The 11,542-nt window shown below is 32.6% G+C and carries 10 protein-coding genes and 1 tRNA gene; 3 read left to right on the top strand and 8 right to left on the bottom strand.

The window, feature by feature from the left end; all coding sequences use genetic code 11:
* Positions 1–105 precede the first annotated feature (105 nt).
* Positions 106–855, top strand: a complete 750-nt coding sequence (locus A2255_06920; protein ID OGI21968.1) for a transcriptional regulator — start codon at positions 106–108, stop codon at positions 853–855.
* 575 nt (positions 856–1,430) lie between these two features.
* Here the strand turns inward: A2255_06920 and A2255_06915 are convergent.
* The 5 genes from A2255_06915 to A2255_06895 all read right to left on the bottom strand — a co-directional run bounded on the left by A2255_06915 (position 1,431) and on the right by A2255_06895 (position 3,863).
* Complete coding sequence (locus tag A2255_06915) at positions 1,431–1,757, bottom strand: hypothetical protein (GenBank protein OGI21967.1); 327 nt, start codon at positions 1,755–1,757, stop codon at positions 1,431–1,433.
* Positions 1,758–1,794: 37 nt separating this feature from the next.
* Positions 1,795–2,082: a hypothetical protein gene (locus tag A2255_06910; protein OGI21966.1), complete on the bottom strand. Its 288-nt coding sequence runs from the start codon at positions 2,080–2,082 to the stop codon at positions 1,795–1,797.
* Positions 2,083–2,302: 220 nt separating this feature from the next.
* Positions 2,303–2,542 (bottom strand): hypothetical protein, encoded by a 240-nt coding sequence (locus A2255_06905; protein OGI21965.1) that lies wholly within the window; start codon positions 2,540–2,542, stop codon positions 2,303–2,305.
* 15 nt (positions 2,543–2,557) lie between these two features.
* Positions 2,558–3,394 (bottom strand): hypothetical protein, encoded by an 837-nt coding sequence (locus tag A2255_06900; protein ID OGI21964.1) that lies wholly within the window; start codon positions 3,392–3,394, stop codon positions 2,558–2,560.
* A gap of 55 nt (positions 3,395–3,449) precedes the next feature.
* Positions 3,450–3,863 carry a hypothetical protein gene (locus A2255_06895; protein ID OGI21963.1) on the bottom strand — a complete coding sequence of 138 codons (414 nt, stop codon included), beginning with the start codon at positions 3,861–3,863 and terminating at the stop codon, positions 3,450–3,452.
* A 605-nt stretch (positions 3,864–4,468) separates the two neighbouring features.
* On the opposite strand from A2255_06895, the gene A2255_06890 reads away from it, so the two are divergent.
* A tRNA-Leu gene (locus A2255_06890) sits at positions 4,469–4,554 on the top strand.
* A gap of 325 nt (positions 4,555–4,879) precedes the next feature.
* Here A2255_06890 and A2255_06885 read toward each other — a convergent pair.
* Both A2255_06885 and A2255_06880 read right to left on the bottom strand, forming a co-directional pair.
* The gene (locus tag A2255_06885) at positions 4,880–5,335 is read right to left on the bottom strand and encodes a hypothetical protein (protein OGI21962.1); all 456 of its coding nucleotides are present in this window, start codon (positions 5,333–5,335) and stop codon (positions 4,880–4,882) included.
* A 13-nt stretch (positions 5,336–5,348) separates the two neighbouring features.
* Positions 5,349–8,927 (bottom strand): hypothetical protein, encoded by a 3,579-nt coding sequence (locus tag A2255_06880; protein OGI21961.1) that lies wholly within the window; start codon positions 8,925–8,927, stop codon positions 5,349–5,351.
* Positions 8,928–9,333: 406 nt separating this feature from the next.
* Here A2255_06880 and A2255_06875 point away from each other — a divergent pair, with 406 nt between their 5' ends.
* The gene (locus A2255_06875; protein ID OGI21960.1) at positions 9,334–10,929 is read left to right on the top strand and encodes a hypothetical protein; all 1,596 of its coding nucleotides are present in this window, start codon (positions 9,334–9,336) and stop codon (positions 10,927–10,929) included.
* Positions 10,930–11,003: 74 nt separating this feature from the next.
* On the opposite strand, the gene A2255_06870 is transcribed toward A2255_06875, so the two are convergent.
* Positions 11,004–11,357 carry a hypothetical protein gene (locus tag A2255_06870; protein ID OGI21959.1) on the bottom strand — a complete coding sequence of 118 codons (354 nt, stop codon included), beginning with the start codon at positions 11,355–11,357 and terminating at the stop codon, positions 11,004–11,006.
* Between the last annotated feature and the right edge of the window lie 185 nt (positions 11,358–11,542).

The raw sequence follows: 11,542 nt of genomic DNA, 5'->3' as shown, positions 1-11,542 counted from the left end.
GTAATATCCCTACTTATACATTAATAAGTTGGATAATAACTTAGACATATATTATCTTTTTATATTAAAATTCTATTAGGATATATATATTAATAGGAGATAAATATGTCTGGTCATTCAAAATGGGCTAATATAAAACATAAAAAAGCCAAAGTTGATGCGCAAAAAGGTGCTGCATTTGCCAGGTTTTCCAGGGAAATAATTGTTTCTGCTAAGACGGGTGGTACAAATCCAGAAGCAAATTTTAGATTAAGAACGGCGATAGATAAAGCAAAAGCAGCTGGTTTACCTAATGACAATATAAAGCGTGCCATTGAAAAAGCTTCAGGCATGGCTGGGGGAGATAATTTTGAAGAAGTTATTTATGAAGGTTATGGTGCAGGTGGTGTGGCTATATTAATTCAGACCATGACTGATAATAGAAATAGGACAGCTGGAGACATTAGGAGCTACTTCAATAAACAGAATGGAAATCTTGGTGAAACAGGCTGTGTTGGCTGGATGTTTGAGGAACAAGGTGTTATTTCCATAAATAATGTGGGGGTTGATCAGGAGCAGTTGTTTGAAATTGCAATAAATGCTGGCGCTGAAGACTTTATTACTGATGAAAATGAATATAGAATCGTAACCACTCCTGATACTCTTCAGGAAGTAGCAGAGCAAGTTGAGGCTGCCGGGTACAAGTTAAATAATGTTGAATTAACAAGAAATCCCCAAAATACGATAGCTATTGAAGATTCTGAAACCGCTAAGCAGGTTTTAAGATTATTAGATAGCATAGAAAACCATGATGATGTGCAAAATGTATATGCAAACTTTGAAATTGATGATAGTTTGCTAGAAGAGCTTTCTTAACTACATTTATCAATTAAGTTGTGGTTTATTCTAATAACTTTTACTATGTAATAAAAGACCTCCAGGATATTATTCCTGGAGGTTCTAACTAACTGCTGGAAAATTAAAGTTTAGTTAGTAGAATTACATAAACAGAACATAAACTTATTGAAGTAAAGGCAAACCACCAATACATAAATGGGGGTTGGTTTTCTAAAATCTCAACAAGTTTACTTTTTTTGCCTGTTAATTCTTTGCCTACATTGTCTGCCCAAATTTCTTTCATATTTCCGGCTCCCCTTATTTACTCTCATTAAAATTGATAACTCATAAACCCATTTCTTATATAGTAATTTTGAAATATTTTTCTCATAGCGGCATCGGCCAAATGGTTTAGACTATCACTATTTGGAACATTTCTTTATATTTAAGAAAGAAAAAATACTTACTATGTCATGCCGGACTTGTTCCGGCATCTATCAAATGTTCGCTTTAAGCTTATAAATAGGTTAGATCCCGGGTCAAGCCCGGGATGACATTTCTACTATTTTATAATTTTGTGTAAAAATTTTTTCTTGCTTACTTATTTATAACTGTTACTTAGCGTAGTTAAAGCTTTTTACATTGTTATCAACAAATTTCTGTGCTGCTTCAATTTCTGTTTGTATTGCACTTAGTTGTGTTTTATATCTTTCTATAGTTGCATCCAGTTTTTTCTCAACTAAATGAAGTCTTTCTCTACGTTGTTCTAAAAGTTTCATTTCAGGAGCACTAGGGTCTAAATCACTGCCAACATCAACTAAGTCATTTATGCTGCCTGATAAATGCATCTTAGTTTGGGAAATAAGCTGGATTCTATATTCAAGATCGCTCTTGAACATTGTCAGATAAATTAATCTAAGTTGGCTTGAGGCTAGCCCCATTGTTATTCTCCCCGTGATTTTGTTATTTTACACATTGCTATCTTAACTGATTAAGAATGTCTCCTGAAATATGTTCCATTGGTGTATTTTGGTCTATTATTCTTTCCATTTGATTAAGTCTGTATCTTAAATGATTTACTCTATATTTGGCAATTCTTAGTTTTTGATTTGCGGTAAGCATATTTTTAACAGAATTTACAAAGTTTGTATAAGCAGTCTCAAAAATCCGTGCCCTTACTAGATAGTAATAAAATATTCTGAAAAACGAGAAGAAATTATCTGCAAATTCCGGGATATTATTTGCCGTATTTGTTGAGTTTGCCATATTGCAGTTTTTCTCCTTGGCTTTGACGACAACAGTTTTTTGAGTATTTTATCATGTTCTAGTTTTTAAGGCACTAGTTACCTATATATATAAAAACAACGAATTGCTATAAATTAACTTTAATTCATTTTTTGTTAACATTTATTAATAAATAAAGGAATTTTTACGTTTGCTCGTAAATTCGATGGTTGATTTTAGGAGATACAAGTTTTATGAGGATTTAGCGGACTAAATTTATTGTTTTTGCAGTGTTTCTGGAATTTAAGTCAATCAATGATTTGGCTTTTTCTAACCGGGTCTTATTTTCTTGTATGCTTTTAAAAATTTTTTTATGTTTTTGAGGAAATTCAGTAGAGTTATTTAAGATTTTTTTTAGCTGAATAAATATAAAGATAATAGGATTATTTTCAAAAATTAAACTCTGAAGAGATCTTATAAATAATCTGGGATTGGATCTCATTATTACTCCTAAAGCTTATAGTAGGCTTTGTAATGCTTTAGAATCACCTTCTACGGATTCTTTCAACATTTTTCTAACGATATCACCTTGTGTGTCAAGTTGTTTTACTACAGTTTCTATGTTTTTAACTCTCATAGAGAGTATAGTATCGGCGTTATTTAATACTTTGCCAGTAACATGTTGATATGCATTAAGTACGGATCCGGCGTAGCCTGTAGCAAGGTTGCCTGTTAAGCCTGCAAGTAGTCCGAACGGCCCAAAATATGGCCCTAATGAAGATGCAATTCCTCCTATTCCGGCTATTAAGCCTGCTGCAGGTAGAAGCATCGACCCACTTTGCGAAGCTCCTGCTAAACCTGATACTCCTCCGGCCATGGTAGATGCAGCGCCGCCAGTCGGGACACCACCAATAGAAAAATCGTTATCAAGAGAAGAAAAAGTATTACCCATGCCCATTAAGAGAGGTAAAGCCATTGACCCTACAGCATACGGTAATGCTGACGCACCACCGGTAGGTAATCCGGGATAATTGCCAAGTGATCCCATTCCAAAGGCTGATAATCCTCCAGCTGTTATAGAATTTCCACCGCTAATTGGAGATGAATAAGAAGTTCCGGGTATATTCATTGAATTACCGCCAAGTACCGGCATGAAGGAAGCAGGTGCAAATAGCCTTGCCATTTCCAGCATAAAATTAGCCGTGGGGCCAAAGCCTGAACCATTTAATGAGGGCCCACTAACTGATAAATCTCTTAATTTATCCCAGGTTTCATATAATTCTGCTTTTGCATCACCGCCAGCTTTACCATATTTATTAGCAATTACCAGCAAATGGTCATTTTTATAACTCATATCCTCTACCTTCCCTTGGGAATAATAACTCTCTCCGCTTAACTATTTGTGTTTGTTACGCGAATGTTTTGAATGTCATTTCAATATTCTTATCTATGACTTTCTTAACTGAATCAATTTCGGTTTGAACTTCTTTTTGCTGTGTTTCAAGGTTTTTAAGATTAATTTCAAGAACACGGTCTTGGGAATGATAGCCTTCTGTAAGCGCATTTATTCTTGATACTTCAGCTTCATATGCCAATTGATCAGATTCATATAGGTCTGCTAAACCATTATTATTTGCGTCTGGATGAGTAGCATCAATTGGATAAGGGCTTGGAACTTTTAGTTTTAAATATTCTTCAAATAAAGTTTCTGTTTCGCGAGCTAACCTCATTCTATCCTGGTTAACTTGTTGCGCATTAAATTCTAAGTCACTTTTTCTTGCTGTTAGTGATAAAAACCTTGCCTGGCTTGCAGCTAAACCCATACTTATTCACTCCCATGAATGATCCTTAATCTTCTTAATTTTTATATCGGCAGAAAGCACAGATTTCTTTAACTGTTTTTTGTAAAACCTTAAAGAATTAAATAAATATTAATATTTCTTAATATTCTGAAAATACATAAAATTTCCCTTCCGACCCTGCTAATAAATTTTCTTGAATAATAAACTTCCAGGAGGATTAGCATACAGAATAAAGAATAATGTTTTTTAGTGGGATTTCTATTTAATTTGTTTAAGTTTAACTTTTGTAACACAATTTAGAATCTAAAATAAATTTTTTGGGTTTTATGAAATTTATTCCGGTAATTTTGATGAGAGTAAAATAAGGGAAAGGTGTTACCGCTGCATTGTTATCTGTTAGCAATATAAAACTGTATTTAATTAGTATTATTAGTAATATTAATTCTAAAGAAGTTTAAATTAATCTGCATGGGTGGAAAATTCAGAAATTACAAGAAAAAAGCATTAATTTTTCTATAGAATTCTAATGTTAATCAAAAAATTTTTATAGACTAAAAAAAAAGTTTGTTATAATATCTTTTTGCAAAGAGAAATAGAGTATAATATTACTGGACAATAAGGGAGATGCCCTGGTGGCGGAATCGGTAGACGCGTCGGACTTAAAATCCGATTTGGTTCACCCCAAGTGCCAGTTCAAGTCTGGCTCAGGGCATTTTTTTAAAAGACTGTTTAAACAGTCTTTTTTATTTTGTTCATGTTATGTGTATTTTCAAAACAGTATTTCTTGTAATAATTACTATCTAAGCCTATTTTCTAAATTTCTTTGTCTGATCAAAAAAAGGGTAATGGAAAACAAGTGTCTGAAATAATCGAGGGAGTCATTGCGAACAAAATGGATATTTTGTGTGATGAAGCAATCTCTATTCATATAACGTTATTTGCTTTGTGATCACTTCGCAATTAAGATAAATAATAATCTTCCATATTTAATGGCTCGTGATGATTCATTACTTGAACATTACCAAAAATAGATGATGCTACTTTTTAGAGTTATCCTTGGATTTCCTTAAAACTTTATATGCAATAATTGGATCAATCCAGACTGCACCTCTATGAACTGTCTGAATTATCATAGTTAAGTGCTCAAATTTAATATCTTTTCTGGCATAAGAAACAGCTCCGGCGTTTAAAGCATCCATAGCCTCATCTTCATTACTGTGAGATGTAAGTACAATTATCTTGATGTTTGGATTTGCAGCCAATATTTTCTCTGTAGCTTCTATACCACTTATTTCAGGTAATCCTAAATCCATTAATATCATATCTGGATTAAGTTCCTTAGCGAGTTTAACTGCTTGTTCTCCATTTTCTGCTTCCCCTATCACATCAATATTTGGATTTTCTTGAAGAGAAACGCTTAAAGTCGTTCTAAATAGTTTATCGTCTTCTACTATTAATAATCTTATTTTTTCTTCTATAAATCTTCCGTACATCTATTTTCTCCAATTAATGTCTTATAGTAGGTAGAGTAAAGTAAAAGGTTGTACCTTCACCTAATTTTGTATAAAACCATATTTTCCCTTGATGAGCGTCTATTATTTGTTTTGAAAGGTATAATCCAAGGCCTGTACCTATTTTTCTCTTAGTAGTTGGATATCTTTGGAAAATTTTTGATCTTTCTGACTCTGGTATTCCTTGCCCATTGTCACTTACTGCAATTTGAATTTCATTATCTGTTTTATGAGCTGATATAGTGATCGCAGTTCCTTTTCTAGTATGTTTTATTGCGTTACTAATTAGATTAGTAATTACTCTATTGATTTCATCTCTATCTATCATGATTTCAGGCAAATTTTCCTGTATATTTGTTGTAATCTCTGATTGTTGGTCTTTAGCAAGGGGTATCATTGATCTGACAGCATGAGAAATAATATCTTGAATATTGTTAGGTTGTAAGTTTAAAGTGAATTTTCCAGACTCGTAATGATAAATACTTAGTAAATTGTTTACTATTCGGAGTAATTCTTCATTAATTCTATAAATGTCTTCAAGGTAATCAGAAAAGTTTTCTAATGATAAACCAAGTTTTTTGGATAATATTGCCTCAAGGGCTTTTTGTTCTGCACTAATAGGGCTTCTTAAATCATGTGTAAGTGTAGCGATGAATGTGTTTCTTGTATCTTCAGATTCTTTTCTCTCTATAAGCTCAAAGTAAACCAGGGATGTCGTATCAATAGCTAATTTAAATGCATCTATTTCATTTGACGCCCATAATTTTGGATGTATTGAGCATAGCATTGTAGTTGCAGTAATTAATTCCCGTTTTTCAGCTGGTAATCTTTTTGCTAATGGATATATTACAAAAGATTCAATGTTTTTGCTTTTCAGATATTCTTTTAATTCTGGATTACTTATTTCTTTATCTATATCATTAATAACTATTGCCTCGCCATATGTTTTTGGTTCAAGCTCTTCTGTAAATTTAGCAAGTAAAATAGGTTGGTTAAGTATGGGTTCTAGTTCCTTATTTACTAAAACTTCATTATGTACTGTTAAATTGCGGTTTTTATCATAATGTAAATGTAATACTCTCGATACATCAAAGAGTTTAGCAAGTTTTTCTAGCAGGTAATTATAAATTTGATCGTGTTTTTCTTGTTTCCTGGATTCAAAAAGTATATCTCTTATAATTCTTTCACTATTAAGTGATTTATTTAGTTTGTCAGTTAGCTGGAACATATTTATTCCTATTGCTATTTGTTGAGCTATCAGTGCTAATAGGTCACTACTACTAGGACTTATTGCATTATCTTTCTCTGTGTTAGTAAGAAATATAGCAGCAAGGGGTGTGTCTTTATAGGTAATTGGAGCTATAACTATAGATTTAACATTAATTTCTTTCCAATTATCTCTTACTGCTTCAGGCAATTTGGGGTCATTAAGATTATTTATTACTAAAATTTCTCCTTTTTCAAAAAGTTCTTGTATTAAGAATTGATCAAGTTCAGGTGAAATTTTAGTTGCACTTTTAACAGGTGGGATATTTTCGCTTTTTCTATATTGACTTGCAATATCAGTGAATGCTTTTAGTATTGGATCATATAATCTTAAAGTTACTCTATCTATATCAAATAAATTCCCTACCTCTGTTGAAATACTATTAAGGGCTTCTATTAAGCTTTCACTTGTTAAAATTTCATTAATAATTGTTCGTAATAAATTTTCTCTGTCAGCCAGATTCTTTGTATCTGAGTATAGTTCAGCTTGTCTTACTGCAATATAAACTTGCTTAGCAATAATATGCATAAGATCGACTTCTTCATCCGTCCAATGTCTAAAATAACTGTTTTGATAAATTGCCATTATTCCTAATTTCTTATCCCCTCTTCTAATGGGGATGTTAAGAATAGATTTTGTACCTATTTTATGATGAAAATCTCTGTAAAAATCGGGTACTTCTTCATCTTCTATATTATCTATTCTTACATCTTGTCCTTTTTCGACAATTTTCTCTCCTAGATATTTATTTAACTCAAATGGAATATCTACTTGATAATGCTTAATAATAGCGGGATTTGAGGTAACCTCAACAATTCTTGACAATTTTGAATAGTCTCCAGGTGCGATAAACTCGCCTATTGCTACTCTATCAACTTTAAATAAATCTAGTATTTCATTACAAACAATATTAAAAATAGCTTCTGAATCAAGGGTTCCGCCTATTGCTTCTATGATTCTTCTTATTAAATCAGACTTTTCTGCTTGTTTTTTAGTAATAGAGTATAATTCAGCCTGATTAATGGCAATATAAATTTGGTCGGCTATAGTTTCAAGCAGGTTTATCTCGTCTTCTGTCCAGTGTTTAAGTCTAATAGTAGATAAGCCAAGTGTGCCCCATTTATTAGGTTCTCTCATGATAGGCACATTTATAATAGAGTTTATTCCCATTGTAAGATAATTAGTTTTAAAATAATCAGGTGTGTCTGATTGAGATATGTTATCAATAGCGAGGGTTGTTCCTTTATTTAATACGTTTTCACCCCAATATGCTCCGGCTCTTGGATCAAAGTTTTCAGAAAAACCTTTTACTTTCGGATTTGCCAGATATTCTCTTCTAACTATATATTCCTGATAATTTTGATTATTTGGATATTCAACTATTACTGCTCTATCAGCATCAAATAAACGGGCCACTTCTTCACAAATAATTGTTAATACTTCATTAATATCAAGACTTTCTCTTATAGTTTCAGTTATTCGTCTTAATAGGCCTTCTCTTTCGATGTAATAATTTAAGTTTTGGGTCATTGTATTAAAAGATCCGCTTAATTCGCCAATCTCATCTTTTGAGTGGACTTCAGCCGGCTCAATATTAATATTACCCCTAGTAACTTTCTCCATTTTATCCTTCAATGCATTAGCTGGATTTGATATAAACCCCGATATAATTAATCCTAAAGGTATTGACAAGGCTAACGCAAAAAGAATAGCTAATGGGATAAGTATAATTGCAAGTATAGCAATCGAACGATATTGTCTATATGCTTTGGCTGCTTCATTTTCGTTGTATGCAGCAAGATTTTCAATACGCTGGTTAAAGTCATTAAGTAGTATTATATATTGTTGATAAGAGTTGTATGCTTGCTCTCTTTGTCCTGCAATAGCTAATTGGATTATTGTATTACGGGCATTTGCAATTTGTGAAATCTCGCTTCTCATTATCTGTATGTTTTCTATTTCGTATGGGTCTCGACGAACTGCTGTATATTTTTGAAATAAATTTTGCCACTCAGCTGCTCTTCTATTTATGTCTGCTAGATATTCCTGTCTAAGGTTTGGATTTGGAGTAAATATCAGTTTATACAAGTCAGCTTCTATGACTTGTGTGTTTGCACGAATGGTATTGAGATATTCAACAGACAATAATCTGTTTTCATACATGTCATTTATTACTGTAATAGACCTTATTGTAAAGAATAGGCCGACTAATCCTACAAAAATCATAAAAATAGAGGTAACCGCTATAAGAAATAGTTCTTTTTGCGCTATTTTTAGGTTTTTTAGCCAATCTAAAAATAGATTCATTCCTGATTCCTTATATGGCTGATCAGGGTATAATAATTATCATTAGTTGAAAATTCATAGGTAATATAGACATAATTATGGGATAAATTCTGAATTCGCCTTATACTTAGCGAAAGTTAATGCTTAGATAGTATGTTCTTTTTATTAATTTAGAAATTCGGGCTAACTAAGTTATTTTATTAAGGTTATTTGTATTATTTTTGGTTGGTGATTTTACTGAGTTTCCTAGTACTAAGATTCTTTATTCGAAATTTATGTAATTTTATTCTCTATAATATTCATAATAAATGTTTGAGTTTTATTTCTATTTTCTTTAATATATAGTAAGGTTTTCTCAAACTTTATGCAGTTTAATAAATAACAAAGTAATATACTTATATTTAAATTAGGAATTGGAGAAAGTATTATGCCATCTGATGCAACATTTGAAAACTCAAGTGTAGAAGTGCAGGTGCAAGCCGTAGATCAGCAAGTGGCAACACCTACATTTACTTTGCCAAGATTAAATGTTTGGCAACTATTAAACTTATGTATCGGTTTTATCGGTATACAGTTTGCATGGTCTATGCAGATTGGCTTATCTGCAAGAGTTACTGAGCCATTAGGTGCAACTCCTTTGATATTTGGCTTAATATGGCTAGCAGGTCCAATTACGGGGATACTTGTACAACCTGTAATTGGTGTTGTAAGTGATAACATTTGGACAAAAATTGGAAGAAGACGTCCTTTTTTATTAGTTGGAGCTGTTTTAGGCAGCCTAGGATTAATTGCATTTCCAAAATCAGCTTTTATTGCTGAAAATTTTGGAATACTATCAGCAATAGTTGTTGCTGCTGCATTTTTATGGATTATTGATGCTTGTGTAAACATAAGTCAAGGACCATATAGGGCTTTAATTCCAGATGTTGCCCCACCTGAACAGCATGCTTTAGCTAATTCATTCTTGAGTTTTGCTATTGGTGCAGGTGCTGTTATTGCATTTGGAACTGCTCCTTTTATTAATTGGGCTTTTGGCTATCAAATGTCTATTTTTCAGCAATTTGTTATGGGTGCCATTGCATTTACTGTTGCTATGATCTGGACAACTGCTACAACTCCAGAAAAAAATAAACCTGTAAAAACAGCTGATAATACCGAGAGTGCTTTTGAGCCTGTAAGAAATTTTGCAATTAGTGCAGTAATCTCTTTGATAGTAACAAGCTTAATTTATGTATTTGGTAATTTTGATCTTTCAAATAAAGATTCTATTGCGCAATTACTATCCTGGTTTGTTTTAATCTTAAGTATTCCAATGCTTACAGTAGCATTAATCAGTTTTCCATCAAAAGAAGCTTATAAATTATGCGCAATGCAGTTCTTTACCTGGCTTGGCATTATGTCTATGTTTATTTATTTCAATAATTATGTAGTTCACAATGTTTATATGATTCCAGACTTATCCGTTGCAACTGAAGCTATTAAAGCACAATTTGCGGATAAAATATTAGCAGCTACCAACGTTTCTCAAACAGCATTTGCTATATTTAATGCTGTTTGTCTGGTTATATCAATTCCACTTGGAATTATTTGTGGCAAATTAGGAAAAAGAATAGTACATGCTCTTGCGCTTATGGCAATGGCAGCTGCTTTCTTCGGTTTAGCATTTGTTGCTAAGTCTGCAGGCAGTGTCCTCATATTTATGGGTGTAGCTGGTATAGGTTGGGCTTCAGTCCTAGCTTTACCTTTTGCACTTTTAACAGAACATATCAAGCCTGGAACAGAAGGTTCTGCTATGGGGAAATTCAACTTATTTATAGCCGGACCTCAAATCCTCTCTTCTGTTGCGGTGGGTTATCTGATTACCAGAAGTCCATTACAAGTAGCTGATGGTGTGACTCACCATTGGGAATACGCATTTATTGTGAGTGGATTATCAGTCTTACTTGCTGCTTTAATTACATTAACAGTTAAAGAGAAATGTAAGGCGCTCGATGTAACTTCCTGTTCAAAATCCGGTCATTAATTATAATTAAATATTAAGAAGCCTGACTTTAAAAGTCAGGCTTCTTAATTATTTAGATTAGAATGATAATTAAATTAATTTTCTGAATCTTTTTGTGCTTTTTTATGTTTGTAAGCATCAATAATACCATTAATATATAAAGCTGTTGCAGCTACAAATGTTCCGCCAATGCCAGCGCCTTTTGCCTGTGCACTTAATTTGGCAGTATCCATACACCATTTACCAAGTGTACAAATAACACCCATTCCAACAAAACGAGCTACACCTTCTTTAACTTCACCGTTAATAAGTTGTCCTGCACCAGGCATAAGAAATGCTGAAGCTAAAGCTGCACTTTTATTACCACCTTTTTCGGCATCTTTACCTTTAAATTGCACTTGTTTTGGCTGTGTTGTTTGAATACTTCTTACAGGGCTAATAGTGTCCATTCTTCTTTCTTCCTTTCCCATTTAAACTAACTATTATAATTAAAACATTAGTGTACAAAAAATTGCTAATTTAAATAAGATTTTTTAGAAAAATAATTTTACCTCTAAGAAGCTGTTTTGTTAAAAAAAGAAAAATATGTCAACTTGTAATTGTAAGCAATTATGAGGAAGAGACGTGTATCCGA

Source organism: Candidatus Melainabacteria bacterium RIFOXYA2_FULL_32_9 (assembly GCA_001784615.1).
GTDB lineage: Bacteria > Cyanobacteriota > Vampirovibrionia > Gastranaerophilales > UBA9579 > UBA9579.
This window is presented reverse-complemented; position numbering and strand designations above follow the sequence as displayed.

Excerpts from the sequence above, each read along its gene's own strand:
- A2255_06920 (OGI21968.1), top strand. The coding sequence starts at position 106 with ATGTCTGGTCATTCAAAATGGGCTAATATAAAACATAAAAAAGCCAAA.
- A2255_06915 (OGI21967.1), bottom strand. The coding sequence starts at position 1,757 with ATGGGGCTAGCCTCAAGCCAACTTAGATTAATTTATCTGACAATGTTC.
- A2255_06910 (OGI21966.1), bottom strand. The coding sequence starts at position 2,082 with ATGGCAAACTCAACAAATACGGCAAATAATATCCCGGAATTTGCAGAT.
- A2255_06905 (OGI21965.1), bottom strand. The coding sequence starts at position 2,542 with ATGAGATCCAATCCCAGATTATTTATAAGATCTCTTCAGAGTTTAATT.
- A2255_06900 (OGI21964.1), bottom strand. The coding sequence starts at position 3,394 with ATGAGTTATAAAAATGACCATTTGCTGGTAATTGCTAATAAATATGGT.
- A2255_06895 (OGI21963.1), bottom strand. The coding sequence starts at position 3,863 with ATGGGTTTAGCTGCAAGCCAGGCAAGGTTTTTATCACTAACAGCAAGA.
- A2255_06885 (OGI21962.1), bottom strand. The coding sequence starts at position 5,335 with ATGTACGGAAGATTTATAGAAGAAAAAATAAGATTATTAATAGTAGAA.
- A2255_06880 (OGI21961.1), bottom strand. The coding sequence starts at position 8,927 with ATGAATCTATTTTTAGATTGGCTAAAAAACCTAAAAATAGCGCAAAAA.
- A2255_06875 (OGI21960.1), top strand. The coding sequence starts at position 9,334 with ATGCCATCTGATGCAACATTTGAAAACTCAAGTGTAGAAGTGCAGGTG.
- A2255_06870 (OGI21959.1), bottom strand. The coding sequence starts at position 11,357 with ATGGACACTATTAGCCCTGTAAGAAGTATTCAAACAACACAGCCAAAA.